A 26,632-nucleotide genomic window follows, 5' to 3' on the forward strand; every position below is an offset into this window, starting at 1 on the left:
CTACTCGTCACACAGAAGCCGGTACGGCGGGCTCGACCACGCGGTGCCGGCCGTCGGCCAGGCGGGACGCGCGGGACACCCGGGCCAGCGCCAGGAAGGAGACCAGCAGGCAGGCGCCGCCCAGCGGCATCAGGTCCTTGTCCACGAACGGCACCAGCACGTCGGCGATCACCAGGACGGGCGTCCACGCCTTGACACGGCGCTGGGCCGCCAGCTGTACGACCAGGCCGATCTGGGCGACGAAGAACAGCAGCGGACCGAAGTCGTAGACCACCTGCTGAACGCCGGGAACCGCCTGGACCTGGTCGAACAGCACGCCCATCTCGGCGTGGTCGGCTGCCCGGAACCCCAGGACGATGTCGATGGAGAACTGGGCGATCAGTGTGGTGATGCCGACATATCCGGCGGAAGCCAGCCCGGTGGCCAGGGGCCCACGACCGGCCAGTCTTCGCATCTCGTGGAACGCCATGGCGAAGAACACCAGGGCACCGACGAAGGCCAGGTGCCCGGTCGTCCAGGCGACGCCGGGGCCGCGGACACCGTCCAGGCCGTCGAGGATGCGGAGCACGCCGTAGGCGAAGGTGAGGACGGGGGCGGCGACGAAGGCGATACGGGGGTTCATCTCGTTGACTCCTTGGTGAGGCTGACCTCCTTAATCCTGGTTTTTCACGACTTTGTGGACATCGCCGCAACGAGCGAACTCCCACCCCCCTCTCAGGAGGGATCCGCCGGACCGGACAGGCTCCTGAGAGGGGGGTCCCACCGGTCTTGCCGACGGAGTGCCGTCACCTGAGGGCTCTCATCGGCTCGTCGCGCCGTCCCCTTAGGAGGTCCCGTCGGAGACGGACGTGAGGGACCATCCCCGCATGCGCGGGGAACACATGCCGCACAGCGCCGCCGCCCCGGCGATGCTGGGACCATCCCCGCGTGCGGGGGGAACACACATCCCGGGACATCTTGCCTTTGCTGGCGCCGGGACCATCCCCGCGTGCGCGGGGAACACCCTTGTTGACCTGGGGGTTTATCGGCGGGGAGGGCTGAAATTCATTACTTCTGTTGAGTTGGACATCTCGGGCATGGTGTCTCTTGGGGAGAGGCGAACGCTGGTAGCCAGGGTAGTGATCGGCCGGGCTCTGGGTGGCTTCGTGGGGTGGGTGTCCACAGCCTGTGGAATCAACGCGGGGCCGTACGGATGAAAAGGCCTCAGGCCCGGGTTCGGGGTGACCGGGCCTGAGGGGTTCGGGGTGTTGGATCAGCCGATGGCGTAGGCGCGGGTGATCGTCTGGGTCAGGCCGGTGCCCGAAGGGTCGGTCACGGTCGCGCGGAGGGAGACGAAACCGGGCGTACGCGGGTTCGGCACCATGCTGGTCCACCCGGAGCCGGTACGGACGACCGGGATCCGACGCCAGTGCGCCCCGTCGTCGGCCGACATCTCCAACCGGATCGAGGTCCGGCTCGACGACCACCCCGAAGTCCCGGCCGAAGACCTGGCCGAGGAACCAGAGGAAGTCCCAGCCGAAGAGCCGGCCGAGGAACCAGAGGAAGACGCGGCCGAAGAAACAGAGGAAGGCGCAGTCGAGGAGTCCGAGGAAGGCGCGGCCGACGGTGAGGAGCCGGGGTTGTGGTCGAGCCAGAGGGGGAGCCGGGTCAGGCTGCCGGGCTTGGCGCGGTTGAAGGGGTCCAGGCCCGCCGGGCCGTACCGGACGGCGGTCAGGGGGAGCGGCTGTTCCTTGGCCGTGGTCGCCGAGCGGAACGTCCAGGCGGACTCGACGGCGGTGGACAGTGTCGAGTACGGCACCTGCCTGCGCATCGACGCGGTCAGCGTGTAGGTCCCCGGCCCGGCGGGAAGGGCGGTGCGGAGTTCGCAGGTCCGCGTGTCGAAGGCGCCACAGCCGACGAGGTCGGCCGTGGCCAGCGTCTTTCCGTCCCCGGTGAGGGTGGCGGTGCCGGTCGCGGCGCTGTCGGAGCCGGTTCTCTCCCGGCCGCCGTCGGCGAACATCCCCGCCCCGGTGAAGAGCAGTTCGTCGCCGGTGCGGCCGCCGTTCGGCAGCAGGAACGACGGACCTGTGACGGCGGCGTTCACGGTCTCGCCGGTCTGTCCGCGCCTGGCGAGCCCGCCCGCGCCGAAGACGATGGAGCCACCGACCTGCAGGCCGTCCTCGTAGGCCACCCCGGGGGTCCGGTAGTGCACGAGCGTTCCCGGCAGGGGGATGTCCCCGACGGGAATGCCCATGAGTGTGCCGGGGAACTTGTCGGAGGAACGCCCGGACATCGGCGCCCCGGTGGCCGCGGTTCCCGAGGCGCGGTAGGTCGTGGTGATCTTCGCGAGGTCCCGCTTCCTGGCGTCGTAGACGGGGTTGTCGGGGAGGCCGTCGGTGTGGTGGTCCACCAGGTCGTAGACGTAGGGGCTGGGCGTGACGTCCTTGCTCAGCCATGTGGTGTGCAGGTCGTAGGTCAGGCCCGCCAGACGAACCGGGACGAAGCGCTGGGAACCGACGTCAGCAGTCGCGAAAGCCGTCAAGCTCCACGCGCCGTGGACCAGTCCGAGGTCGAAGCCACGTTGGCGTTCGGCGGTCGGGTCGTCGAGGGTGGCCCCGGCCGCTCTGCCCTGACGCGCGTCCGTCGTCAGGCGGAGGTCCGCACCGTCGACCTTGAACGGGGAGACGGCGGTGGTGAAGGAGCTCCTGCCGTCCACCCGTTCCGCTGTCTCGGTGAAGAGGTTCCAGTCGCCCTTGGCGAGCCGTACGGTGGCCGTGCCGTTCTGGAACGTCAGGCCCATGGTCTTGCCCGACTTCGCGTCGTAGATCTCGGCCATCCAGGGATCGACCGGCTGCCCCTGCCTGTCGAGGGCGTTGACGGTGACGTCGTAGGACTCGGGTTCGACGTACGCGCCGGCGAAGGTGCGGACCACGGTGTCACCGGAGGTGGCGGTGACCGTCCCCACGTGCTCCCCCGGGGCCTTGCCGGCCGCGTCGACGGTGACCGTGACCGAGGCCTGCCCTCCGGCGGGCACGTCGAGGCGCTGGGTGCCGAGCCGGAGCACGTCCCCCTCCACGGTCAGGTCGAGGCTGACCGGGGTTTCGCCCGCGTTGGCGTAGGTGATGGTCCCGGTCTTCTCCCGCCCGTCGGGCCCCTTCCAGGGGAAGGCGGCCCAGGTGCCCTCGGACTGGGCCGTGACCTGCTGCCTCAGCGCGCGGACCACGTCCACCCGCCCGGTGCCCTGCTGGTACGGCGTGGCGCCGGACGTGGGACGGGCGCTGCCGACCAGGGCGGCCTTGAGCCGCTGCCCGGTCCAGTCGGGGTGCCGCTGGGCGAGGATGGCCGCGGCCCCGGCCACGTGTGGTGAGGCCATGGAGGTGCCGCTCGCGGCGACGTGGGGACCGTCGGCGGTGCCCTGGGCCGCCGCCGCGACGATGTCCGTACCCGGTGCGGTGAGGTCCGGCTTGACGGCGTGGTCGCCGATCCGGGGACCGAGGCTGGAGAAGTAGGCCACCTGGTCCCGCCTGTCGACGGCACCGACCGCGAGGGCGGCGTCGGCGCCGGCGGGGCTGCTCACCGGAAGGCTGCCGCCGTCGTTGCCCGCGGCGACGACGAACAGGGTGCCGGTCTCCGCGGACAGCGTGTTCACCGCCTCCTCCACGGGGTCGATCCCCGGCTGGTCGTCGTAGCCCAGGCTCATGTTGACGATCTTGGCCTTGACCTCGCGGGCGGCCCATTCCATGCCCGCCAGGACGGCGGAGTCCGAGGGACCCAGCTCGCCGCCGACCTTCCCGATGGCCAGCCGGGCACCGGGGGCCACTCCCCGGTACTTCTCCCCGTTGCCCGCGACGATCGAGGCGACGTGGGTGCCGTGGCCAAGGGTGTCGCGGATGTCAGGGTCTTCGCTGAAGTTGCGCTCCTGGGTCACCACGCCCTTGAGGTCAGGATGGTCGGGGTCGTAGCCGGAGTCGAGCACGGCGACCGTGACGTCCTTGCCGGTCAGCCCCTGCTTCCACGCCTCGGGGGCGCCGATCTGCGCGGTGCTCCGGTCGAGGCTGAAGGACCGGCGGCCGTCCAGCCAGATCTTGGCGGTAGCCGGAGCCAGGGTACGGCCGCCCGCCAGGTCCTTCCATGCCTGGGCCGCGCCGTTCTTGGGCAGGTGGAAGGCGGCCATGCCGAGGCCGTCGAGCCGCCGCAGACCCCGCGCGCTCCCGAGGGCGGGGGCCGGGCCGTTCTCCGACCGGGTGATCAGTGGGATGTCGGGGGTGTCGGCGTCGCCGTACCGCCACTGGAGCAGTTGGGTGACGTCGAACAGCCGGGGGTCGAGCACGCCCTTGGCGATCAGGGGCTGGGCGTCGGAGGGGGTCACGTGCAGGTGCCCGTCCCGCGTCCGGCTCGCGAAGACGACCTCCGTACGGCCGGGGCCGGGGATGATCCGGTGTCCACGGCCGACGATGACGACGCGGTCCCCGGTGATCAGGGTGACCCCGTCGGCCGGTTGAGGTGGTTGGGAGGGAGTCGTCGGGGTGACGCCCAGGGCCGTCGCCGCGAGAGCGACGGCGAGGAACGGTTTGCCGAAGATCATGGCCTTCCTAGGGGTTGAGGGGGATGTGTTCGCCCAGGGTCACGCCTTCGCGAGCCCTTCCAGGTCACCGTGGGCGAACGCGGAATATCTTTGCTTGGGAAGTTCGTCCGTCCACTCGGTGGCCAACGCGATGGCATCCCTGGACAAGGTCACGCTTCCGTCTCCGCCGAGAAGGAAGTTGGTGCGCTTCACCTGGGCGGTCTCGGGGTCGACGACCATCTTGATCTCCCAGCCGTGGTAGTCGGGATCGGGGATGGCCAGTGCCTGGCCGCCCTCGACCGCGCCCGTGCTCCTGACCTCCGGTGTCGTGGCGAGCGCCTTGAACGCCGCGGCGCGGACCTCGGGGGGCGTCGGCAGTTCGGAGATGAGCGTGATCAGGGGGAAGAGCGGTTCGTCTCGCTGCTCGGACAGGCTCATGTCGTCGGGGTTTCCCTGACGCTGGACGATCCAGGTCTTCAACGCCTCGGGATCGGTCGGCAGCCCTGCGAGGTCGTCGAGGCTGATGTCCGCGCCCTTGAGGGAGAGCGGGTTCCTGCTCTGCAGGACGGTGTCGGCGGGGTCTCCCGGCATGGCTCTGGTCCAGCGTCGGCCGTCACGTCTGGTCCAGCTCTCTATCGGAGGCATGTCCGAGTTCAGGGAGGTGGACGTGACGTGCCAGTAGGTCCCGGTCGTCTGGGGCGTGCGTTCCGCGCTGACGGCCGCCATGAGCAGGATCTCCTTGCCGGAGAGGTCGCCGACCGAGACGGCGGCCGAGGTGGTCGTGGTGGGCGCGGCGGGTACGGCGGACGGGGCCGGGTCCACCGTGACCACGGCGACGGCCGCGGTGACCGCGGCCGCCAGGGCGACCGAGGGCACGAGCCAGTTGACGCGGCGACGGTGCCGGATGCGGCCGTCGATCCGATCCTGGAGTCGTCCCCGGCTGCGCAGGAGGACCTCGCGGGACGGTTCGGGCTTGGTGAGCAGGGCGGCGATGTCGTCCAGGTCATCCACGGACCTTCTCCTTGTCGATGAGGGTGAGGATCTTCGCGCGTGCCCGGCTGAGCCGGGACCCCACAGTGCCGACGGCGATGCCGAGCGCCTGGGCCACCTCCTCGTAGCCGAGCTGGCCGAGCGCCACCAGGAGCAGGACGTCGCGCTCGCCCCCGGAGAGCGCGGCGAGTGCCCTGGCCAGATACGGCTGCATGCGCTGGGCCGTGACGGAGGTGACGACCCGGTTCTCGTGCCCCTCGACGTCGGGGTCCGGTCCGAGGCGGGCCAGCGCCCTGTAGTGCCGTGTCTCCTTGCGCCTGTGCCTGGCGATCAGATTGGTGGCGATGCCGAAGAGCCAGGGCCGCAACTCCCCGAGTTCCGGGTCGAAACGGTCACGTCGGTCGAAGGCCACCAGGAACGTCTCGGCCGCGATGTCCTCGGCGATCTGCGTGTCCAGCCGCCCGGCGACGTACAGGTGGACGTCACGGTGGTAGCGGTCGTGAACGACGGTGAACAGGTCGGGGTCCCGCCGGTAGCGGGCGACGAGTTCGGCGTCGGTCAGCTCATCCGCTTCGGTGATCAAGCTCTTGTCTCCGACATGAGCCTGCCTTTCGGTCGGTGGGTGCTCTCACCATCTCTTCGCCGCAAAGCCAGATCATCTTCCCGTAGGGCAGAAACCCATCCCGCACAGCAGAAAGCTGCCGCGCCCCTCCAGCTCAGCGGGGACGCGGCGGCCGTACGGCGACGCCTCACCGTTGTCCGTGCGACCCCCGCAGGGCGAGGGCCGTGGTGACCGTACCGAGGACGGTGACGACGGCGAGACCGAGGATCATGGAGCGGGCGGAGGCGACCAGGGACGAGCCGCCGAGACTGAGCAGGATGCCCGCCAGGGCCGAGGCGACGGTGTAGGCGATGAGCTGGGTGGTGCTGAGCGCCGCGGCGGCCTTGGCGCCCTCCCGTTCGTCGTCGGTGCTGCGCATCGCGGCGACGCTCAGGTGCGGGTAGGCGACGCCGATCCCGACCCCGGCCAGGACCAGGACGGCCGCCCAGAGCGCGACGAGCGGCCCGGAGGCGTCCGCGCTCTGGAGGAAGCCGTACGCGAGCAGACCGGCGGGCAGCAGGAACGATCCGCAACGGACGGCCAGGGTCTTGGACCGTTCGGCGGTGATGCCCACGCTGAACAGCTGGGAGACGACCCAGCCCGCGGAGACGGCGGCGCCGAGGAAGCCCGCGACGAGCGGGTTGAGGCCGCCGAGCCGCTGGCCGAACAGCGGGATGAAGTTCTCCGTCATGACCCCCGCGCACAGCACCGCGACGGTCAGGTAGATCCACTTCAGGCCGTTGCCCCCGAGATAGGTCAGCCGGGGGAGCACGGTCGCGGCGCCACGCCTGTCGACGACGACGAACGCGACGACGAGCACGGCGCCGACGGCCACTCCGCCGAGGGTTCCCCAGCCCTGGGGCAGGGTCGAGGCGACGCTGAACGCCGCGGCCGCGAGGGTCAGCACGGCCAGCGAGAGCACGGGTACGGCTTCGCGGTCCGCCTCGGACCGGGTGTGGCCGGGAAGCGCGCGGCGGGCCAGGGCCGCCAGGACGAGCGCGACGGCGGCGAGCAGGCCGAAGGCCCACCGCCACGCGCCGAGCTGGGCGAACAGGCCGCCAAGGGTGGGGCCGACGAGGGTGCCCACACCCCACATGGCCGAGACGAGTCCCGCCGCCCGGGCCCAGAGCCGGTCGGGCAGCGCGCCCCGGATCACCGCGTATCCGAGCCCGGCCAGCAGGCCGCCGCCGAAGCCCTGCACGACCCGGCCGACGAGCAGGAGTTCCATCGTGGGGCTCAGCGCGTTCAGGGCGGCCCCGGCGGCGAAGACGAGGAAGCCCAGGACGTAGGCGCCGCTCGCCCCGAGGGACACGAGGAGGCGGCTGACGAGCATCGAGGCGATGACCGCGGCCATGAGGAAGCCGGTCGCGACCCAGGCGTAGTACCGCTCTCCGCCGACCTCCTGGACGATCGAGGGCATCAGGGCCGCGGTGAGGTAAAGGTTCATCGCGTAGAGCGCGACGCCTCCGGCGAGAACGAGCGCCGCGGCCAGGTGATCACGGCGGAACAGGTCTCCCCAACTGCCTGGGCGAGGACCTTTTTCCGGGGAGCGCGGAGGTGTTTTCCCGATATCTTCCGTGGATGACGCTGCCATGGCCGGTAAGCTATGACCTCAAGTCCACTTGAGGTAAAGAGGGTATGGACAAGCTCACGCCGACGGACCTTCTCAGCGTGGGAGAGGTGGCCCGCCGCGCGGGTGTCGCCGTCTCCGCGCTGCACTTCTACGAGCAGCAGGGCCTCATCGTCTCCGAACGTACGGCGGGCAACCAGCGCCGCTACCGCAGGCACGTCCTGCGGCGCATCTCGTTGATCCTGGTCGCCAAACGCATGGGCATCCCGCTGGCGGAGGTCGCCCAGGTCTTCGAGGGCCTGCCCGGCGACCGGATGCCCTCCAAGCGGGACTGGGAGCGCATCTCGCGCCGCTGGGCCGCCCTCCTTGAGGCCCGCCGCCGGGAGATCGAACGGCTCGAACGGGAGCTCACCGGATGCATCGGCTGTGGCTGTCTGTCCCTGCGGCGCTGCCGCGTCCTCAATCCGCAGGACAGCCTGGCGGAGGAGGGGACGGGCGCCACGCGACTGCCTCCGGCTCTCCCCGAAGAGGGCGAGTGACCCTTTCCTGAGGCCTTGGGGCGCGTTGACCGTTTGGGTGGAATCCCAGTTCGAGGGATATTTACTGTTAGTAAAGTTTCCTTTATATTTGGATTTCCCCCCAGCGAAGGAATCAACATGCGCAGAACGATCTCAGTCGCATCAGCGACGGTCATCGCGTTCGCCACGGTGTTGCTCACCGCCACGCCCGCGTCGGCGCACGGTTACATCACCTCTCCTCCCAGCAGGCAGGCCCTGTGCGCTCAGGGCAAGGTCTCCAACTGCGGCCAGATCATCTGGGAGCCCGCGAGCGTCGAGGGCCCGAAGGGCCAGCACAACTGCAGCGGAGGTGACGCCCGCTGGTCCCCGCTGGACGACGACAGCAAGGCGTGGCCGGTCACCAACGTCGGCAGCAGCGTCACGTTCAACTGGCGGATCGAGGCCCGCCACTCCACCAGCACGTGGCAGTACTACGTTGGCAACACCCGCGTCGCGGAGTTCAACGACCGTGGCAAGATTCCCGGCTCCACGGTCTCGCACGTGGTGAACCTCGGCAACTACAGCGGCCGTCAGAAGATCTACGCCATCTGGAACATCGCCGACACCGCGATGGCCTTCTACAACTGCGTCGACGTCAACGTCGGTGGCGGTCCCGACCCGTCGCCGACCCCCACCGTGACCCCCACGGTCACGCCGACCGCGACCCCCACCGTGACCCCCACGGTCACGCCGACCGTGACCCCGACCGTCACGCCCACCCAGGGCCCGGCCTCCCCGTGGGCCGCCGGCACCGTCTACACGTCGGGCGCCCTGGCGATCTACAACGGCACCACCTACCGCTGCCTCCAGCAGCACACCGCCCTCCCCGGCTGGGAGCCGCCGAACGTCCCGGCCCTCTGGCAGCGCCAGTGATCCGGTGACGCCAGTACGTCACTGAGAGCCCGCGCCCCCTTCACCGGGGACGCGGGCTCTCCCCTTTTCCCACGGAGACCACCATCCGGGACCACCATCGGGGACCACCATCGGGGACCACGACCCGGAACCGCCGGCCGGGCCGTACGTCCGGAGCCGTCAGGCGGGCCGTACGGTCGCCGGAACCCCTCGTTCGGGCTGTTTGTCGGTGGTGGGGGGTAACGTGCCGGGTGTGAGCGACGAGCACCATCCCTACGAGGGCGAGCGCTGGCAGCCCGGCGACCTCGTGCTGGACGCCGAGGGCGGCCTGTTCACCCGCGCGGGCCTCGCCGACCAGGCCAGAGGCAAGCCCTGGGGTTACCCCGACAACCGCACCCGCTGTCTCACCGGTGAGCCCTTCGTTCCCGAGGGCATCGCCGGAGAGGACTTCCCGATCCGCCCGCTCACCCTCATGCTCCGCGACGGCCGCCCCATCCTGCCCGGGGTCCCCGACGACATCTCCGCCATCGACGGCACGGCCGCCCGCGACGCCGCCGTGGCCTCCGGGGTCGGCGGCCTGTTCCTCGCCGCGACCGCCTTCGACCCGGACGGCGCCGGTGACGTCAGGGCCGCCAGGCTCCGCGCCGACCTGCTCGACAGCGTCGTCATCGTCGACAACGTCCGCGACCTGCACCGCATGTTCCGCGGCGCCGCCGACGGCCTCCTCGTCGCCCTCGCCGAGGCCCAGCAGAATGACCCCGACCTCTGACCCACCCGGTTCAGAGCTCGCCGGTCAGCATGGCACGGGCCACCCGGTCCCTGACCCCCGCCAACTCGGCCTCGACTTCAACCGACCCCGTCAGCGGATCTCGGCGCGGGACACGCGGAGCGCGCCCAGGGCCGCCGGGAGGGCGATCCACAACAGGACCGACGTGGCCAGCCGTACGGCGTCGCCGCCCGTCATGGTGCCGGTCGCCAGGGGGCCGGTCGCGTTGCCCAGGTCGAACCACTCCGCGAGGACGCGGCCGGTCTCGCCGAGCCTGCTGACGACGCTCCACAGCATCGTGTTGGTCAGGCAGACCACGATCGCGACGGGGGCGTTCAGGGACAGCAGGCCGAAGGCGGAACCCATCGCGGTCAGCAGGACGAACGTCGCGGCCATGCCGGGCAGGGCCAGGGGAGGGACGGTCCAGTCGGCCGGGACGTGCCGGACGGCGGCGACGACGGCCGTGGCCGGCACCGCCACGAGCAGCGCGAACACCGTGGCCACCACGGCGACGGCCAGCGGCGGCAGGAACTTGGCGGCCAGCACCCGCGTCCTGCGGGGTTCGAGCGTGAACGTGGTCAGGGCGGTCCTGTGGCTCCACTCGCCGGTCACCGACAGTACGGCGAGCACGGGCAGCAGGATGCCGAACCCGATCCCGGCCGTGCCGGTCAGGGTGAACAGCCGGGGACCGGCGACGAGGCCGCGTCCCACGACGGAGGCGACCGTCAGCGCGACCAGGACCGCCGTCAGGACCTTCCCGCTCCGGGTGTCGAAGATCTTGCGGGTCTCGACGAGCAGCAGCCTGTGGAAGGGGATCGAGGTCACGCCGCGCTCCGGTCCGTGTCGGAGGTGAGGTTCAGGAAGACCTCTTCGAGCGAACGGCCGCCGCCGAGCCCGTCGACCGACCCCTGGGCGAGGACCCGGCCCCGGCCGATCATCACGACGTGGTCGGCGATCTGCTCCACCTCGTGGATCAGATGCGAGCTGAGCAACACCGCGCAGCCGGAGTCGGCCAGGTGGCGCAGCAGTTCGCGCAGCCACCGGATGCCCTGCGGGTCGAGACCGTTGGCGGGTTCGTCCAGGACGAGCGTCCCGGGGCGGCCGAGGAGCGCGTGGCCGATGCCGAGCCGCTGCCGCATCCCCAGCGAGTAGCCGCCGACCGGGCGCCGCGCCTCCTGGCCGGTGAGCCCGACCAGGTCGAGGATCTCCCCGACCCGCGCCTTGGGCAGGCCGAGCGTCGTCGCGCCGAGCCTCAGCACCTCCCGCCCGCTGCGGCCCGGATGCAGGGCGCCCGCGTCGAGCAGCACCCCGACCCGGGTCCCGGGGTTGCCCAGCCCGCCGTACGGCAGGCCGTACACGGTGGCGGAGCCGGAGGTGGGGCGGGAGAGACCGACCAGGACGCGCAGGGCCGTGGACTTGCCCGCGCCGTTCGGCCCGAGGAACCCGGTGACGCCGCCGGGCTCGACCGTGAAGGACACGTCGTCGAGTGCCCGGACCCCTCGGTAGACCTTGCTTACGTGACTGAACTCGATCATGCGTCAAGTCCACCGGATCCGGCGCCGCCGGTCATCGGCCCTGGGGCGAGGGGGATACCGACCCAGGTATCGCCTTCGGAGGTCAGGGTGTGGACCCAGGTCGCTGGGGGCACAGGGCGGCGTTTCCTAGGCTGGTGGCGTGCGGGAGAACACACCACTGGACCGGCGGGGCGAGGCCCTGCGCTATCTGTGCGCGGCGCTGCCCATGCTGTTCTACGGCGTCATCCTGGCCATGGCGGCGTCGCGTTCGCCGGACCGGCTCGTCCCCATGCTGGTCGACATCCCGCTCGGGGTGGCGGGGCTGGTCCTGATGCGCTGGCGCCGCCGCCTGCCGTGGCAGACCGCGCTGGCCACGGCCCTGCTGACCGGCTTCTCCGTCACCGCGACCGGCCCGGCCCAGGTCGCCTACGTCTCCCTGGTCACGCACCGCAGGTGGCGCTGGACGCTGCCGGTCGCGGTCGCGTCGTGGCTGTTCCTGCTGGTCAACACCACCCGGTACGGCCTCACCCAGGCGGCCGTCATCAGCCAGATCACCGGGACCGTGATCCTGGCCGGCCTGACCCTCTTCGGGCTGTATCTCCGGGGGCTGCGCGACCTGGAGGCCTCCCGGCGGGAGGCCGGGCTGGCCGCCGAACGCGAACGACTGAACCAGATCGAGCAGACCAAGCTGGCCGAGCGGGCGAAGATCGCCCAGGAGATGCACGACGTCCTGGCCCACCGGATGTCGCTGCTGTCGATGCTCGCCGGGGGCCTGGCCTACCGCAAGGACCTGGGTCCCGAGGAGACCCGGGAGATCGCGCTGGCGATCCAGGAGAACGCCCACCGGTCGCTCAACGAGCTGCGGGCCGTACTCGGCACGCTCAGGAGGGACGGTGCGCTTGAGGCGCCGCAGCCGGGCCTTGAGCACATGGGGGCGCTGTTCGAGGAGGTGCGCGCGGCCGGGCAACGGGTCGAGGTCGCCGACACCGTCGAGGACCGGGAGTCGCTGCCGACGCAGACCGGCCGCCACGCCTACCGCATCGTCCAGGAGGCCCTGACCAACGCGCGCAAGCACGCGCCGGGCAGTGAGGTGGCGGCCGAGCTGGACGGCAGGCCGGGCAAGGGGCTGCGCATCCGGGTGAGCAACCCGGTGTCGTGGGGGACGCCCCCGAGCCCCGGCGGGGAGCACGGGGGGCACGGGCTGGTCGGCCTGGCGGAACGGACCAGGATGGCCGGGGGCACGCTCGACCACGCCGTACGGAAGGGGCGCTTTGTTCTTGATGTCCATCTTCCGTGGGAGGCTTGACCCGTGATCCGGCTGGTGATCGTGGACGACGACCCGATGGTGCGCACCGGGCTGCGGCTCATCCTCGGCGGCGAGTCCGACCTGGAGATCGTCGGGGAGGCCGGGGACGGCCTGCGGGCCATGGCCGTGATCCGCGACCTCGAACCCGACGTCGTGCTGATGGACATCCGGATGCCCGAGCAGGACGGGCTGACCACGACCGAGCTGCTGCTGTCCGAACCGGACGCCCCCAGGATCGTCGTGCTCACCACCTTCGACGCCGACGACATGGTGTTGCGGGCGTTGCGGCTCGGCGCCGCGGGCTTCCTGCTGAAGGACACGCCGCCGCCCCGGATGGTCGAGGCGGTCCGCGCCGTCGCCAGGGGCGAGGCGGTGCTCTCGCCGAGCGTCACCCACCAGGTGATCGCCGCCGCGACCGGCGGGCCGTACGGCGCGCAGGGGCCGCACGGCCCGTATGACGCGGGGGCGCGGCGGGAGCTGGACAGGCTCACCGAGCGTGAGCGCGAGGTGGCGGTCGAGGTGGCGCGGGGCGGTTCGAACACCGAGATCGCCGAACGCCTCCACATGAGCGTGGCGACCGTCAAGGCGAACGTCACCCGGATCTTCGCCAAGCTCGGGGTGGAGAACCGCGTCCAGGTCGCGATGAAGGTCCGTGACGCCGGGCTGCTGTGACCCGCTTGGTCCAGGAGGCACGGCTTGCCCTGGAGTGGACTCCAGCACCTAGAGTGCCGGTCACCGAAAACGACCATCGAAGGAGCACGACCGTGCGCTACCGCGTTCTCGGCGGCACCGGCATCGAGGTGAGCGTCCACTGTCTGGGCACCATGATGTTCGGCGCGGTGGGAAACCCCGACCATGACGAGTGCGTCCGGATGATCCACACCGCGCTCGACCAGGGCGTCAACTTCGTCGACACCGCCGACATGTACTCGGCGGGCGAGTCGGAGGAGATCGTCGGCAAGGCGCTGCTCGGCCGCCGCGACGAGGTCGTCCTCGCGACCAAGGTCCACTTCCCGATGGGCGAGGGCCCCAACCGGAGCGGCAACTCCCGGCGCTGGATCGTCAAGGAGGTCGAGGAGAGCCTCAGGCGGCTGAGGACCGACTGGATCGACCTCTACCAGGTCCACCGCCCCGACCACAGGACCGACATCGAGGAGACCCTCTCCGTCCTGAGCGATCTCGTACGGCAGGGCAAGATCCGCGCCTTCGGCTGCTCGTCCTTCCCCGCCGAGGAGGTCGTCGAGGCCTACCACGTCGCCGAACGCCGGGGACTGATGCGCTTCAGGACCGAGCAGCCGCCGTACTCGCTGCTGGCCAGGGGCGCGGAGCGCTCGGTGCTGCCGACCTGCCGGCGGCTGGGCATGGGGGCGCTCACCTGGAGCCCGCTGGCCTGGGGCTTCCTGAGCGGCAAGTACCGCAAGGGGCAGGACATCGACCTCACCACGGGCCGCGCCGCCCTGGCGCCCGCGCGTTTCGACCCCGCACTGCCGTTGACCGCGACCAAGCTCGACGTCGTCGAGCAGCTCGTCGAGGTCGCCGACGGACTCGGCTGCACGCTGCCCGAGCTGGCCGTCGCCTTCCCGGCCGCGCACCCGGCCGTCACCTCCGTGATCATCGGGCCGCGGACCCCCGCCCAGCTCGACGCGACGCTGAAGGGGGCCTCGCTCGTCCTCGACGACGCGACCCTCGACCGGATCGACGAGATCGTGCCGCCCGGCACCGACGTCTACCACCCGGACGGGGCCTGGCAGCCGCCCGCGCTGACCGACGTGGCGCTGCGCCGCCGTACGACGGACGACCGCGCCGCGGTCTGATCCGTCCTGTCCTGATCTGTTCCGTGGCGGGGGTTCGGCTGCTCCCGCGACGGAAGTTTTCCGCGGCGAGGTTCGGCCGTTCCCGCGGAGGGAGTCTTCCGCGGCGGGGGTTCGGCCGTTCCCGCGGTGGGGGTCTCCGGTGGCGGGGGGGTCAGCCCTTCCCGCGGCGGAAGAAGGAGCGTCTCCTCCGGGTCGGGGGTTCGGAGGAGGCCGGGGGGTCCTCGACGGGATGGCGTTCGCGCCACTCGGCGAGGACCTCCTCGACGTCGAGGGTCGGCTGGAAGACCGGCGGCCCCGACAGGGGTTTGCCGTGGGCGACGCGGATGCGGGCGTTGAGCTCGTCGATGATCTTCCGGGCCTCGGCCTCGGTGCGCGCGTCCACCGCCGCCGCCCTGGAGTCCTCGGCGTCCTTGCGCAGCGCGAGCGTCCCCGGCAGCGGGAAGGAGAGGTTCTCCTCCTGCATCTTCCGCTTGATCCACCACATCTCGTCGTCCTGCTTGCCCCCGCCGGGGATGGGCTTGCCGGCACCGGGCAGGTTGTCGAACTCGCCGCGTTCGGTGGCCTCGCGGATCTGCCGGTCGATCCACGTCTCGAAGCTGACGCCGAGGGGTTTGCGCTCTGTCACAAGGCACCTCCGTATCGCGGCCGGTGTTCTTTTCCGAGGATAACCAGGCAGATGTTCCGCCCCGGATCCGAGGCCAAGATGGAGTCCAAGATCCGGGAAGCGGATTTTCCCGATGTTGACCATGTGCGAAGAGCCATCGGAAAGAGAGTGTTAGGTTGGCGTTGACCGTACTTTGTCGGCGCCCACGGAGAGCCAATGGTTTCCGAGCCGTCCGGTCGTCCCGACCGTTCATGGCCTAAAGGGACATTTCTTGCACGACTGGCGGAGGCGGATCGCCGTTCGCTACTCAGCCTGGGAAGACCCAGGGTCTGCCCGCCCGGGGAGGTTCTGCTCGCCCAGGGGGCTCCCGGTGACCACGTGGTCCTCCTGATCGACGCGCTGGTGACGGTCACCGCCACGGTCGAGAACGGGATCGTGGCCCTTCTCGGCATCAGGATCGGCGGTGACCTTGTCGGGGAGATGGCCGTCCTGGACGGGGCGAGCCGTTCGGCGACGGTGACGACGTGCGCGCGTTCGATGGTCATCCGCATCGGTAAGCGCCCCTTTCTGGGCTATCTCGCCGAACACCCCTCCGCCGGGTTGGTGCTCAACTCGATGCTGAGCGACCGGCTGCGCTGGGCGAACAGGCGCAGACTCGACTTCACCGGTTACGGCGTCGGCGTGTGCCTGGCCCGGGTGCTCGTCGATCTCGCCCGCCTGCACGGCCGAGAGAGCGCCGAGGGGGTGGACATCGGGGTACGGCTGTCGCAGTCCGAGCTCGGCGCGCTCATCGGAGCCAAGGAGATCTCCGTCCACAAGGCGCTGCGGGGCCTGGCGGACCGGGGCCTCGTCAGGGTCGGCCACCGCAGGGTCGTCATTCTCGACCGTCACTCCCTCATGACGTATGCGGAGCTGAGTGAGGTGAACTGATGATCGTTTCCGGGTGACACCGGATATTTCTCCGAAACCATATTTATAGGGCTTCCTTTCGCGCTTCCGGCGTCATCGTTGGCCGTGCTCCCGAAAAGGGACACGCCGATCTGACAAAGGGGAAGCGGATGACGGAAGCCGTCATGCCTGAATATCGGGCGATGATTTCCGGCGACATCGAGGACTACGGCTCACGCAACGCCGGTGAACAGGCCGTCCTGCAGACGACCCTGGCGGATCTCCTCGACACCGCCGCCAGGGAGGCCAGGCTCGAACGCCCGCGCTGGTCGCGACAGGTGTCCGGCGACGGAGAGTTCTCGGTGCTGACCGAGCCCGCCTCCGTGCTCGACCTGGCCGACCCCTTCGTGCGTGAGCTCGACGTCGCCCTCGCCGTGCACAACCGCAGGCAGTACGGCGACAACTGGACCCGGGTACGGCTGCGCGTCGCCCTGCACGTGGGGCCCGTGCTCCCCGCCGGACCGATGGGCGTGCCGGGGCCGCACGCCGTACAGGTGAACCGGCTGGTCAACGCGCCCGCGGCCTGTGCGGCCCTGCGGGTGTGCCCGGCCGCCGACCTCGTCCTGATCGTCTCCGACCGGGTCTTCGACGACTACCTGTCCCAGGGGTACGGTCACCCTCGCCCTGTGCGGTTCCGTCCCGTGACGGTCCAGGTCAAGAGGCAGCGTTTCCTGGCCTATCTCTACCTGCCGAACGTCGACGTCCACGAGCTGCGGGAACTGGACGCCTTCGACCCACCCGCCGACGACGACCCGGTCCCCGCGCGGGATGCGGAAGGCCCGCGCCCGACGAAGCCCTTCGGCGCCGCGCGTGACGTCATCATGGGCGACCAGCACCGCGTCAAGAACGGCAACATCTACCAGTCCCAGGGCGACATGCGCTTCGACGCGGGACACGGTGGACGATGAGCGCCGAGCCCACGCCCCAGGAGCCGGGCGACAGGCCGCCGGAGGAGCCCGCGAAGCCCGAGCCCGCCAAGGCCGGCAAGGAACCCCCGGCGGAGAAGGCACGCGCTGAGACCTCCAGAGAGATCGAGGACGAGGACGGCGAGCTCGACCTTCCCCTGCGCGAGCGCATGGCCGCCGAGGACGAGGAACGGCACCTGCGCGAGGCCAACCTGCGTGACCTCTACGGCGAGGCTCCGCGCGCCGGGCGCGACGCGATCGCCGGGAGCGCCTACCGGGTCAGGTCGGGAAACATCTACCACGCCGACCGGATCTTCTTCGGCGGCAAGGGGGAGGAGGGGCGCGGGGGCGTCGTCCACCTCGCGCCGAGCCAGCGGGAACTCCTCAACCGGGTACACGTCAGGACCGTCTCGTGCGGGCGTCTCGCCGAACTGTTGCGTGACGAGCCGGTCGTCGCGCTGCGGGGCGGGCGGGGCAGCGGTCGCAGGGACACCGGCTGGATGGCGTTGCTCGGGTTCCGCCGTACGGAGGGGACGCCCGTCGGATGGGTGCGCGACTCCGTCAACCCGCTGGACCTGACGGGGGAGGAACTCGACGAGAAGGGCGGCTACGTTCTCGACGTCACGGGCAGGGCGTGGACACGCGCGTCGGCGGACGGTCTCTTCCAGCACCTCGCCGCCGTCGCCGCCGTGCGGAACGCCAGGATCGTGGTCCTCGTCGACCAGGGGTTCCCCGGCGTCGTGTCGGCCGTGGACCACGACGCCCCACCCCCCGGCCAGGTCTTCGAACGGTGGCTGTCCTGGGAGCTGGACGGCGCCGCCCCGGTGGACGTCACCGCTCACGACGGCGTCCAGGAGCACCTGAAGGAGGGCTGCGCCCTCGCCGACGCCGTACAGCTCGCCAAGGACGTCGCGGAGGCCCTGCGCGGGGGCGGCGGGCTCGACAACGCGCTCGCGGGGCAACCGCGCAGGCTGCGCGCCCAGGTCTGCGCCCTGCTCTCCCCCGAGCACGACGTACGGCGGCGTTGCTTCCTGCTCGGAGTGGCCGTGCTGAACGAACTGCCCTCGGTGACGATCACGCGGGCGGCACTCCGGCTCACCGAGATCCTCGCCGACCCCGACCACGTGCTCGTCGATCCCGAGTCGTGGGACGCGCTGTCGGAGTGGGTGAGCTACGCCCAGGCGTCCCAGGTGCCGGACGAGCACGGCCAGGGCAGCCGGATCCGGCTGAGCCGTTCCTCCATGGCCTCCGTCGTGCTCGAAGTCGCCTGGCAGGAACACCCGACGATCAGGGAGGCCCTGCTCGCCTGGCTGGGACGGCTGTGCGAACATCCCGACCAGGCGGTCCGCATCAAGGCCGCCCACGCCATCGGCAGGCTCGCCACCTACGACTTCGACGTCATCGACGGTGAGTTCCTGCGCCGCTGGAGCGTCTCCGGCAGGACCCGCGACCACTGGCTCGCGGCCTGGGCCATCGAGGCGGCACTGCTGTCCCCGCACGTCGTGCCCCGGCTGCTCGACCGGCTGCGCGAGTGGGCCGCGGGAAGCGCGGCGAAGCAGGCCATCGTCGCCAGGGCGTACGGCCTCGGCGTCGGCGTCGAACAGATCGACCGGGCGCTGCCCGCCCTCAGGCAGATCGCGCTGCGCTCCTCGCGCCCCACGACCCAGGACGCCGTCTCGCGGACACTCATGGAGATCTACGGCCCCGGGACAGCGTCCAAGATCCTCTCCGAGCTGGCGGAGTGGGCCGTCGGCGGCCATCCAGGGCTGCGCCGTACGGCCGCGCTCGCCCTGACCCGGCTGGCCTCAGGAGTGGAGAACGACACCTGCAGGCTGCTGCTCACGGAGTTCACCGGCGAGGAACACGGCTGGGCGCGGGAACACCTCGTCACCCTGTGGGGAAACGCCCTCAGATGCGGGCTGTTCGCCCGGAGGCCGACGGGCGTCACGGGTAGTCCGATCCGCGCCGCCTGGGATGTCTTCGCCGATTGGGTCGCCAACTGGGGCACGACGCCCGGAGTGCGGCCGGTCGTCGAGGCCGTCTTCGAGGCGGCCGGACACCACCACCTGCGCGGGCCGCTCCGCTTCCACCTGCGCCACTGGTACCTGCGGCGGATCGTCGACATCCCCCTCTACCACCGCCTGGACCACCACATGAAAAGGACGGAAGGCTCATGAGATTCGTGTACCGGCTCCTCGGAAGGCTCCCCCGCCGCGCGGCCGCCGGCATCGCCCACCCCTGGAAGGACGGGGAGGACGGTCCGATCGGCTCGGTGCGCCGGTTCTTCCAGCCCCCGCCCGCGCCGCACTCCATCTACGACGAGCAGGGCCTGCACGAACGGGACGCCCCGCTGGAGCTCACCGTCCCCGCCCGTGGGGACGCCTTCTCCTTCCAGGTCGTCGTCACGGTCGCCTGGTGTGTGACCTCGGGTGACGGCCGCACCACGACGGGGCTCAAGGCCGACATCGCCGCCGAACGGCCGAAGATCCACGAGCGCGCGGAGGAGGTCATCCGGCGCGTCGCCCGACGGTTCGAACCGTACCTGCCCGGTGAGGCGGAGGAGGCGGTCAACGAGGCCCTCACGGTCGAGTTCGCCCGCCCGCCGCACCAGTGCGACGACGTGACGATCACCGCGACCGTCAAGGCCAAGGTCGGCCTCACCGAGGAGGTTCGTGAACTGCGCAAACAGCTCGGCCGGGTGCTCCTGGAGATCCAGGCGAAGGCGGAGATCGATGCGATGATCATGGCCAACATGACACAGGCCCGCGACGCCTGGCGGGGCTTCCTCACGGAGGGCATGGAGGACTGGACCGCGCGCTTCGCCGTACGGCTCGCCGAGAGCCCGAGGGAGGTCGCCGGGGTCATGACGACGATGGTCGAGGAGCGCAGGCAGGACGCGCAGAGCTTCCTGGACGTCGTCAAACAGGTCGTCGCCGCCCAGCAGAGCGTGGACGTGTTCGACCTCGTCGCGGCCAGCGACGGCGTGCTGCGGATCGCCCTGGAACGGCTCGGCGTGCCCGTCCCGCCCCCCGCCTCCGACCTGCCCTGGCTGGAGGAGCGATGAAGGCGCGTCACCTGCTCGCGGTCACGGCGATGACGGCCGTCACGGGATGCTCGGTCGGCGGCCTGCTCGGCCAGACGGCCCAGGCGCCGGGCGGGGGAACGTCAGGCCAGGCGTGCCGGTGGCTCGGCGAACAGGCCGCCGACGCCGCCCAGGCCCGGCTGGACCTCGTTCTCCTCGTGGACCGCAGCGCCTCGGCCCGTGACGGGCAGGGCAGGGCGTGGGACTGGTACCGGGCCGTCTTCGGCGGCGAGGGCACGGCCGTCGGCGACGCCGTCACGTTCCCGAACACACGCCTCCCCACCCCGGCGAGGATCAGGATCGGCGCGTTCGACGGGGAGGGGTCGGTCGAATGGGTCGTCGGCGACCTCCTGCTGCCCCACCTCACCGCCACGGCGGACGGCTACCGCTCCTCCTACGCGCTCAACGTGGGCGACTGCCTCAGGGACGCCGTCGGCCGCGCCGCGGCGTCCCCGCCCCGCGAACCGGGCAGCGCCGTCCTCGGGGCGCTCGACGTCGACCGCGCCCCGGCGACCGCGCCGGACGCCGAACACCGGCTCGTGGTGGCCACCGACGGCCTGTCGACACAGGGGTGCGCCTCCCTGGAACGGACCGCCATGCGGGACCTCACCATCGTCGGCAGGATCGTCCGGGCCTGCCAGGGGCAGCGGGCCGTGCCGGACCTGCGGGGATGGCGGGTGGAGATGCCATGGCTCGGCCACCCGGGAGCGGACAGGCCGCAGCCACGGCAGAGCCACAGGAAGTGGCTGACCAGCCTGTGGAGCGGGCTGTGCGCCGCGACGGGCGCCCACCCGTGCCGGATCGCCGACGGTCGCCCCACGGACCCCGCCCAGGGGACCCCGGGCGTTCCCGTGAGCGTCGCCGACCCGGTCATCGCCTTCTCCTCCACGGAACGGGCCCCCGACCCGTTCGTGAAGAAGGTCCTCCCGGAGGACCTGCTCTTCCCGACCGGGTCCGCGGTGCTCCACGCGAGTGGGCGGGAACTGCTCACACGGTTCGCCGACGAACTGGCCGGGCAGGCGCCCGAGTCGGTCAGGGTGGCGGGATACGCCGACGACCGGGGCGGCACCACCTACAACGAGGACCTCTCCCGGCGCAGGGCGCGGGCCGTCGGCGACGTCCTGCGACAGGCGGGACTGCGCGGCGTCCGCACCGAGGGGCGGGGAGAGGTCGCGGGGAACTGCCCCTCTCCGAGCGCGGGGGACACCAAGGCGTGCAACCGGCGCGTCGAGATCGTCTACAGGGTGCGTGGCTGACATGGACGACGCTTACACGAACGGCGCTCACTCCCATTCCGGGGACGAGACGGTCATCCAGGGCCGTGTCGTGTCGGAGAAGACGGCGCCTCCCCCGCTGGACACCCGTGAGGTACATCTGTGCCACCACGGCTGCGACTGCTGGCAGCGCAACTTCGACCGCTACCTCGCCGTCACCCCCGAGCGGGAGCCCGACCAGCTCGACAGCGTGGAGATGCACGCGCTGCTGACCGCCAAGGGCCGTGCCGTACGGCATCTGCACCGGCACCTCGACCCCATGGCGCTGGGGCGGCGCAGGCTCATCAAGACCCACGGGGAGGCCACGGTCGCCCTGGGCGAGCTGAGGGCGTTCGCCGACGAGGGCGCGCTGACGCGGGCCGTAAGGGAACGGGAACGGCTCGACGACGTCATGGCGGACAGGAAGGTCCGGCCCCCGATGTGGCTTCGGGTGGTCGCGTGGCCGGCGATCGTCGCGGCCGGAGCCTTCGACACCTGGTACTTCCAGGGGGTCTTCCAGCGGCTCGTCGGCAACCGGGCGGTCTCCCTCCTGGAGCAGGTGATCACCCTGCTTCCCGGTGTCGTGCTGACACTCGGCATGGTCATCGCGGGGACCACCCTCGGCAAGGCCGTCTACCAGGCCAGACGTGCCCACGAGGAACGCCGGGAGAGCAGGGGCGGGGCGGCACGGTTGTTCGCGAACCTCGGTCTGTGGGTGTTGCGCCTGGTCCTGCCCGCGCTGCTGCTCGTGGTCGCCACCCTGTGGGCGCTGTTCCGGGTGGTGGACGTGAACGCGGGAGGCAGGTTGCCCCTCCCGGCGGACTTCGTGGCAGTCCTGGTCGTGACGCTGTCGCTCTGCGCGATCGCGGTGAAGGTCGCCGCCCATGACCCCTACGTCACCCGGGAGTCCGAGGTACGGCGCCGCCTGGCGCGGGCCCGCAGGTCGGAGCGGACTCTGGTACGGCGCGCGGGCGGGAGGCTGCGCCTGCACGTCACGGCCTGGAGCGACCTGCGGGCCATGCGCGACGACCTCGTGGCCGGGGTCATCGAACGGTACGGCGAGGCCTACCGGTTCATCACCTACGCCCGGGGGTTCCACGGCAAGGCCGGGGAACTGCCCCCGGTGTTCGTCCCCGGTTCCAGGAGGGCCGACCGGGGTTCCGGCGGGACCGAGGGGGAGCCACCGTTGCCGGAGTGGATCGGGGACGAGCTCTCCGGGGTGGCCGGCCCCGTCCCGGAGTACGGCGCGTTGCGGGAGGTGCAGGAGGTCCTGCGCAGGTACGAGCCGGGGGAACTGGAGCGGGAGTTCGCCGAGGTACGCGGCCGGTTGACGGCCCAGTGGAGCGGGACACCGGCGGGCCGTACGGCATCGGCGGACCGGACGGATTCGACCGGCCGGATGGGGGAGGGGGAACGTGAGGGGTAGGCGTTCGCGGCGGACGGGAGCGGAGGCCAGGCCGCGGACCGGGCCGGTGGCTCGGGCGGTTCGGTCGGCTCGGGTACGGAGCGAGGCACCGGACGCGCGGATGCGGGCGACGGCGATCCTGGCCGAGACCCGCGAGGAGGTGAACAGGGCCGACACCAAGGCGTCGATTCTGCTTGGGGCCATCGGTATCGCGGTCAGCGGTGTGGTCGGCGACATGGTGAACGGCGTCGTGAACGGGTCGTGGGGGGCCTCCTGGCCGTGGTTGCGCTGGACCGCGGCGGGGGCGGCCTTCCTGTCGGTCACGATGCTGTTGATGGCCCTGTATCCGAGACGGATCGGGTTGCGCCGCCCGTTCGTCAACGCCTACTTCGGGGACGTGGTCGCGCACCCCGGTCCCGAGGCTCTGCGCGCCTCGCTCGAAGGGCCGTCCCCCGACGAGCTGGGACGGCTCACCGACCAGATCCACACGATCAGCCATATCGTCTCCACGAAGTACCGGTTGATCCAGCTCGCCCTGTGGTGCCTGGCCGTCTCGGTGCTGAGCGGCGTCCTGACCGTCGTCACGGCCACACTTTGAACCCCACACCCCGGGCCGGTAATGGTTAGGATCAGAGGGATATGCCCTGTGCTGGGGGAGACCCGAGGGGGGACGGTGACCGAGCACACGCCTCAGGAACACCGTCCACGTGGCTCTTTCGTGGCCGCCGCGGCGGCGCTGTCCCGGCTGGGGCGGCTGCGTGACCTGCCGGTCATCCTCACACTGGCGTGGGTCGGCTGGCTGGCCATTCCGTGGCCGTCCAGCGGCCTGACCCAGGCCAGGGGCCTGACCACTGGCGTCCAGGACATGGACGCCCCCGCCGCCCCCGCCGTACGGCCCGCAGCCGCAGGGACGGCGTGGACCCTCGCCGCCGCGCCCGCCGCGCCTCCGCCGACGCTGGTCAAACCACCGCCACCGGTCCCGCCCAGCGCCGAGGAACCCTGCGTCGGGGAGGCCGAGGAGCCGGGGGCCGGGAAGCCCGGGGCCGAGGGAGACCTGGCCCGGCTGATCGCCGGGGAGCGGGCACGCATCGCCGGAGAGGTGCACGACGCGGCGGGGCACGGCCTGGCGACCATCGCCATGCAGGCCGGGCTCGCCCTGCTGATGTTCGACGAACACCCCGACCAGGTCCGCGAGTCGCTTGAGGCGATCCGCGCGACCAGCACACGGGCGCTCGGCCAGCTCCGCTCCGCACTCGACCTCGTCGAGTCGGGGCCCTCCGGTCACGACCTGTCGGAGTTGTTCGCCGGGGTGCGGGCCGCGGGGCTCGCCGTCACGGTCGAGCCCGCCAGGCCGTACGTCCCGCCGCAGCTTGAGGACGTGGTCTACCGGGTGGTGCGTGAGTCGCTGACCAACGTGCTGCGCCACGCCGGTCCCACCCAGGCCGCCGTCAGGATCGCGCACGACCGGGACGGCCTGCGCGTCGAGGTCCTCGACCGGGGTTCCGGTACGGCGGGCACACCGGCCGGTACGGCGGGCACGCCCGTCGAGGGACGCGGGCTGACCGGGATGCGGGCCAGGGTGGTCCGGGCCGGTGGCTCGTTCGAGGCCGGCCCCCGGGAGGACGGCGGCTTCCACGTCACGGCCCACTTCCCGCCGGGGACGGCTTCCGCCAAGACCGACTTCCCGGTGAAGGCGAACACCTCCAGAGCCGACTTCCCGTCCGAAGCCGATCTTCTGTCCGCGACCGGTCTTTCGTCCGAAGCCGGTCTTCCATCTGGAGTCGGCCTTTCGCCCGAGGGCGATCTCCCGTCCGTGACCGGCCTCCCGCCCAGGGTCGTATGAACGAGCGCGCGGGCACGGCGCCGATCCGGGTGGCGCTCGCCGACGACCAGGCCGTCGTACGGATGGGGCTGCGGGCGCTCATCGAGCGCGAACCCGACCTGGAGTTCGCCGGGGAGGCCGCCGACGGCGCCGGGGCGCTGCGGCTGCTCGGTGAGACGCGTCCCGACGTGCTCCTGCTGGACATCCGGATGCCGGGCATGGACGGCCTCGAAACGCTGCGGGCCATCGCCGCCGACCCCGGGCTGGCCGCGACCAGGGTGGTCGTCGTCACGACCTTCGAGGTCGACACCTACGTCTTCGCCGCGCTCCAGGCGGGTGCCAGCGGGTTCGTCCTCAAGGACAGCGCGCCCGAGGAGCTGACCCGCGCCATCAGGGTCGTCGCCTCGGGGGAGGCCCTGCTGTCCCCCTCGGTCACCAGGAAGGTCATCGGCCTGTTCGGCAGGCACGACGCCGCCCCGGTCGAGGGGATCGACACCCTCACCCCGAGGGAACGTGAGATGGTCGCCTGGGTCGCCACCGGCCGGTCGAACGACGAGATCGCCGCCGAACTGGTCATCAGCCCGGAGACCGTCCGCACCCACGTCAGCCGCGCCATGGTCAAGCTGCGCGCCAGGGACCGCGCGCAGCTCGTCGTATTCGCGGTCAGGTCCGGACTGGCGTCCCCCTGAGGTCCTTGAGGAAGCCCCGGTAGGCGCGCTGTTCGAGCTGCGCCTCGATCTGTTTGACCGTCTCAAGGCCGACACCGACCATGATGAGCAGGGTCGTCCCGCCGAACGGGAAGTTCTGCTGGGTCCCCGGGTCGCGCAGCAGTACGAACGCGACGATCGGGATCAGCGACAGCACGGCCAGGTAGGCGGCGCCGGGCGCGGTCAGCCGCGACAGCACGAACGCCAGATAGTCCGCGGTCGGCCGTCCGGGACGGATGCCGGGCACGAACCCGGAGTAACGCTTCATGTTGTCGGCCACCTCGACCGGGTCGAAGGTGACCGAGACGTAGAAGTAGGTGAAGGCCACGGTCAGCAGCAGGTAGGCCGTCACGTAGACGGGGTGGTCGCCGGAGGTGAGATAGCGCTCGATCCAGGCAGCGACGGGCCCCGTGCCGCCGGTGAACTGCGCCACCAGCTGTGGCAGGAACAGCAGCGACGAGGTGAAGATGACGGGGGTGATCCCGGCCTGGTTGACCTTGAGCGGCAGGTAGGTCGAGGTCCCGCCGTACATCCTGCGGCCGACCGCCCGCTTGGCGTACTGGACCGGGACGCGCCGCTGCGCCTGCTCGACGAACACCACGGCGGCGACCAGGACGATCCCGGCGGCCAGCATCGTGACCAGCGCGAACGGGTTGAGCACGAAGATGTTCGACAGGTAGGACGGGAAGACGGCGACCACCTGCGTGAAGATCAGGATGGACATGCCGTTCCCGATCCCCCGTTCGGTGACCAGCTCGCCCAGCCACATGATCATGGACGCCCCCGCGACCAGCGTGACCACGATCACCATCGTCGTCAGCATCCCCTGGTCCCGCAGGAGCTGCCGCCCGCAGGTGGGGAAGATCCGGCCCGTACGGGCCAGTGAGACGACGGTCGAGGCGTCCAGTACGGCGAGCGCGATCGTCAGGTACCGGGTGTACTGGGTGATCTTCGTCTGCCCCTGCTGCCCCTCCTTCTTGAGCGCCTGCAGCCGGGGAACCGTCACCGTGAGCAGCTGGATCACGATCGCGGCGACGATCGACGGCATGATTCCCAGCGCGAAGACCGACAGCTTCAGCATCGCCCCGCCGCTGAACAGCTGCACCGCGTCCAGGATCCCGCCCCGGGCACCGCTCAGGCAGGAGCGCACCGCGTCCACGTCCACCCCCGGCGCCGGGAGGATCTGCCCGAACCGGAACAGCGCGATGATCGCCAGCGTGAACAGGATCTTCTTCCTGAGTTCCGGCACACGGAAGGCTCGGATGAGGAGGGTCGGCATGCGCCGAGTCTTCCTCCGGGGCCGTCGGCCGGGCATCCGCCCACCGGAGGCTTCGCCGTACGCGAATCCGCGTATGCCGGACCGAGAGAGGTCTGAGTGCGGAAATCAGCGGTG

Annotated in this window: 24 protein-coding genes; 15 read left to right on the forward strand and 9 right to left on the reverse strand. The window is 71.1% G+C overall.

The features are described from left to right. Positions 1–7: 7 nt before the first annotated feature. From ABZ463_RS31290 to ABZ463_RS31310, 5 genes are all read right to left on the reverse strand, one after another. Positions 8–622 carry a hypothetical protein gene (locus ABZ463_RS31290; protein ID WP_362781556.1) on the reverse strand — a complete coding sequence of 205 codons (615 nt, stop codon included), beginning with the start codon at positions 620–622 and terminating at the stop codon, positions 8–10. A 630-nt stretch (positions 623–1,252) separates the two neighbouring features. After that, the gene (locus tag ABZ463_RS31295; protein WP_362781558.1) at positions 1,253–4,564 is read right to left on the reverse strand and encodes a S8 family serine peptidase; all 3,312 of its coding nucleotides are present in this window, start codon (positions 4,562–4,564) and stop codon (positions 1,253–1,255) included. Positions 4,565–4,603: 39 nt separating this feature from the next. Next, complete coding sequence (locus ABZ463_RS31300) at positions 4,604–5,554, reverse strand: CU044_5270 family protein (RefSeq protein WP_362781560.1); 951 nt, start codon at positions 5,552–5,554, stop codon at positions 4,604–4,606. Then, positions 5,547–6,116: an RNA polymerase sigma factor gene (locus ABZ463_RS31305; protein ID WP_352011239.1), complete on the reverse strand. Its 570-nt coding sequence runs from the start codon at positions 6,114–6,116 to the stop codon at positions 5,547–5,549. Before ABZ463_RS31305 ends, ABZ463_RS31300 begins: the two co-directional genes overlap by 8 nt. A gap of 166 nt (positions 6,117–6,282) precedes the next feature. Then, positions 6,283–7,728 (reverse strand): MFS transporter, encoded by a 1,446-nt coding sequence (locus ABZ463_RS31310; RefSeq protein WP_352011238.1) that lies wholly within the window; start codon positions 7,726–7,728, stop codon positions 6,283–6,285. Between the two features lie 44 nt (positions 7,729–7,772). Here ABZ463_RS31310 and soxR point away from each other — a divergent pair, with 44 nt between their 5' ends. From soxR to ABZ463_RS31325, 3 genes are all read left to right on the forward strand, one after another. Further along, on the forward strand, positions 7,773–8,243 hold the full coding sequence (gene soxR / locus ABZ463_RS31315) for a redox-sensitive transcriptional activator SoxR (protein ID WP_362781563.1): 471 nt from the start codon (positions 7,773–7,775) through the stop codon (positions 8,241–8,243). A gap of 117 nt (positions 8,244–8,360) precedes the next feature. Then, positions 8,361–9,134, forward strand: coding sequence for a lytic polysaccharide monooxygenase (locus ABZ463_RS31320; RefSeq protein WP_352011236.1), 774 nt, complete (start codon positions 8,361–8,363; stop codon positions 9,132–9,134). A gap of 232 nt (positions 9,135–9,366) precedes the next feature. After that, positions 9,367–9,882, forward strand: coding sequence for a hypothetical protein (locus ABZ463_RS31325; protein ID WP_352011235.1), 516 nt, complete (start codon positions 9,367–9,369; stop codon positions 9,880–9,882). Positions 9,883–9,972: 90 nt separating this feature from the next. On the opposite strand, the gene ABZ463_RS31330 is transcribed toward ABZ463_RS31325, so the two are convergent. After that, a complete protein-coding gene (locus ABZ463_RS31330; RefSeq protein ID WP_362781566.1) occupies positions 9,973–10,704 on the reverse strand; it encodes an ABC transporter permease in 732 nt (243 codons plus the stop codon). Further along, positions 10,701–11,414 carry an ATP-binding cassette domain-containing protein gene (locus ABZ463_RS31335; protein ID WP_362781568.1) on the reverse strand — a complete coding sequence of 238 codons (714 nt, stop codon included), beginning with the start codon at positions 11,412–11,414 and terminating at the stop codon, positions 10,701–10,703. The genes ABZ463_RS31330 and ABZ463_RS31335 overlap by 4 nt, the downstream gene beginning before the upstream one ends. Positions 11,415–11,553: 139 nt before the next feature. Between ABZ463_RS31335 and ABZ463_RS31340 the strand changes: the two genes are divergently transcribed. From ABZ463_RS31340 to ABZ463_RS31350, 3 genes are all read left to right on the forward strand, one after another. Then, positions 11,554–12,699 carry a histidine kinase gene (locus tag ABZ463_RS31340; RefSeq protein ID WP_362781570.1) on the forward strand — a complete coding sequence of 382 codons (1,146 nt, stop codon included), beginning with the start codon at positions 11,554–11,556 and terminating at the stop codon, positions 12,697–12,699. A 3-nt stretch (positions 12,700–12,702) separates the two neighbouring features. Further along, positions 12,703–13,371, forward strand: a complete 669-nt coding sequence (locus ABZ463_RS31345) for a response regulator transcription factor (RefSeq protein ID WP_352011231.1) — start codon at positions 12,703–12,705, stop codon at positions 13,369–13,371. 92 nt (positions 13,372–13,463) lie between these two features. Beyond that, on the forward strand, positions 13,464–14,513 hold the full coding sequence (locus ABZ463_RS31350; RefSeq protein ID WP_352011230.1) for an aldo/keto reductase: 1,050 nt from the start codon (positions 13,464–13,466) through the stop codon (positions 14,511–14,513). 151 nt (positions 14,514–14,664) lie between these two features. On the opposite strand, the gene ABZ463_RS31355 is transcribed toward ABZ463_RS31350, so the two are convergent. Further along, positions 14,665–15,138: a DUF1992 domain-containing protein gene (locus ABZ463_RS31355; protein ID WP_362781573.1), complete on the reverse strand. Its 474-nt coding sequence runs from the start codon at positions 15,136–15,138 to the stop codon at positions 14,665–14,667. Positions 15,139–15,333: 195 nt separating this feature from the next. On the opposite strand from ABZ463_RS31355, the gene ABZ463_RS31360 reads away from it, so the two are divergent. From ABZ463_RS31360 to ABZ463_RS31400, 9 genes are all read left to right on the forward strand, one after another. Further along, positions 15,334–16,047, forward strand: a complete 714-nt coding sequence (locus ABZ463_RS31360; RefSeq protein WP_352011228.1) for a Crp/Fnr family transcriptional regulator — start codon at positions 15,334–15,336, stop codon at positions 16,045–16,047. 143 nt (positions 16,048–16,190) lie between these two features. Continuing rightward, positions 16,191–16,973 (forward strand): hypothetical protein, encoded by a 783-nt coding sequence (locus ABZ463_RS31365; RefSeq protein ID WP_362781575.1) that lies wholly within the window; start codon positions 16,191–16,193, stop codon positions 16,971–16,973. After that, positions 16,970–19,147: a hypothetical protein gene (locus tag ABZ463_RS31370; RefSeq protein ID WP_362781577.1), complete on the forward strand. Its 2,178-nt coding sequence runs from the start codon at positions 16,970–16,972 to the stop codon at positions 19,145–19,147. Before ABZ463_RS31365 ends, ABZ463_RS31370 begins: the two co-directional genes overlap by 4 nt. Next, positions 19,144–20,034 (forward strand): hypothetical protein, encoded by an 891-nt coding sequence (locus tag ABZ463_RS31375; RefSeq protein WP_352011225.1) that lies wholly within the window; start codon positions 19,144–19,146, stop codon positions 20,032–20,034. The genes ABZ463_RS31370 and ABZ463_RS31375 overlap by 4 nt, the downstream gene beginning before the upstream one ends. Then, positions 20,031–21,308, forward strand: a complete 1,278-nt coding sequence (locus ABZ463_RS31380; RefSeq protein ID WP_352011224.1) for an OmpA family protein — start codon at positions 20,031–20,033, stop codon at positions 21,306–21,308. Before ABZ463_RS31375 ends, ABZ463_RS31380 begins: the two co-directional genes overlap by 4 nt. 1 nt (position 21,309) lies before the next feature. Further along, on the forward strand, positions 21,310–22,731 hold the full coding sequence (locus tag ABZ463_RS31385; RefSeq protein ID WP_362781579.1) for a hypothetical protein: 1,422 nt from the start codon (positions 21,310–21,312) through the stop codon (positions 22,729–22,731). Between the two features lie 100 nt (positions 22,732–22,831). Continuing rightward, a complete protein-coding gene (locus ABZ463_RS31390) occupies positions 22,832–23,308 on the forward strand; it encodes a Pycsar system effector family protein (protein WP_362781581.1) in 477 nt (158 codons plus the stop codon). Between the two features lie 75 nt (positions 23,309–23,383). Beyond that, the gene (locus ABZ463_RS31395) at positions 23,384–24,553 is read left to right on the forward strand and encodes a histidine kinase (RefSeq protein WP_362781583.1); all 1,170 of its coding nucleotides are present in this window, start codon (positions 23,384–23,386) and stop codon (positions 24,551–24,553) included. After that, on the forward strand, positions 24,550–25,221 hold the full coding sequence (locus ABZ463_RS31400) for a response regulator transcription factor (RefSeq protein ID WP_362781585.1): 672 nt from the start codon (positions 24,550–24,552) through the stop codon (positions 25,219–25,221). Before ABZ463_RS31395 ends, ABZ463_RS31400 begins: the two co-directional genes overlap by 4 nt. Here ABZ463_RS31400 and secY read toward each other — a convergent pair. Further along, on the reverse strand, positions 25,196–26,518 hold the full coding sequence (gene secY, locus ABZ463_RS31405; protein ID WP_352011219.1) for a preprotein translocase subunit SecY: 1,323 nt from the start codon (positions 26,516–26,518) through the stop codon (positions 25,196–25,198). The two genes, ABZ463_RS31400 and secY, sit on opposite strands and share 26 nt — an antisense overlap. Between the last annotated feature and the right edge of the window lie 114 nt (positions 26,519–26,632).

It is taken from the genome of Streptosporangium sp. NPDC020145 (genome assembly GCF_040631275.1).
Lineage (GTDB): Bacteria > Actinomycetota > Actinomycetes > Streptosporangiales > Streptosporangiaceae > Streptosporangium.

Bases quoted from the DNA above. Each gene is read 5' to 3' on its own strand.
- ABZ463_RS31400 (WP_362781585.1), top strand. From the start codon at position 24,550: ATGAACGAGCGCGCGGGCACGGCGCCGATCCGGGTGGCGCTCGCCGAC.
- ABZ463_RS31360 (WP_352011228.1), top strand. From the start codon at position 15,334: ATGGTTTCCGAGCCGTCCGGTCGTCCCGACCGTTCATGGCCTAAAGGG.
- ABZ463_RS31320 (WP_352011236.1), top strand. From the start codon at position 8,361: ATGCGCAGAACGATCTCAGTCGCATCAGCGACGGTCATCGCGTTCGCC.
- ABZ463_RS31390 (WP_362781581.1), top strand. From the start codon at position 22,832: ATGCGGGCGACGGCGATCCTGGCCGAGACCCGCGAGGAGGTGAACAGG.
- ABZ463_RS31370 (WP_362781577.1), top strand. From the start codon at position 16,970: ATGAGCGCCGAGCCCACGCCCCAGGAGCCGGGCGACAGGCCGCCGGAG.
- ABZ463_RS31335 (WP_362781568.1), bottom strand. From the start codon at position 11,414: ATGATCGAGTTCAGTCACGTAAGCAAGGTCTACCGAGGGGTCCGGGCA.
- ABZ463_RS31295 (WP_362781558.1), bottom strand. From the start codon at position 4,564: ATGATCTTCGGCAAACCGTTCCTCGCCGTCGCTCTCGCGGCGACGGCC.
- ABZ463_RS31375 (WP_352011225.1), top strand. From the start codon at position 19,144: ATGAGATTCGTGTACCGGCTCCTCGGAAGGCTCCCCCGCCGCGCGGCC.
- ABZ463_RS31290 (WP_362781556.1), bottom strand. From the start codon at position 622: ATGAACCCCCGTATCGCCTTCGTCGCCGCCCCCGTCCTCACCTTCGCC.
- ABZ463_RS31380 (WP_352011224.1), top strand. From the start codon at position 20,031: ATGAAGGCGCGTCACCTGCTCGCGGTCACGGCGATGACGGCCGTCACG.
- ABZ463_RS31365 (WP_362781575.1), top strand. From the start codon at position 16,191: ATGCCTGAATATCGGGCGATGATTTCCGGCGACATCGAGGACTACGGC.
- ABZ463_RS31310 (WP_352011238.1), bottom strand. From the start codon at position 7,728: ATGGCAGCGTCATCCACGGAAGATATCGGGAAAACACCTCCGCGCTCC.
- soxR (WP_362781563.1), top strand. From the start codon at position 7,773: ATGGACAAGCTCACGCCGACGGACCTTCTCAGCGTGGGAGAGGTGGCC.
- ABZ463_RS31385 (WP_362781579.1), top strand. From the start codon at position 21,310: ATGGACGACGCTTACACGAACGGCGCTCACTCCCATTCCGGGGACGAG.
- secY (WP_352011219.1), bottom strand. From the start codon at position 26,518: ATGCCGACCCTCCTCATCCGAGCCTTCCGTGTGCCGGAACTCAGGAAG.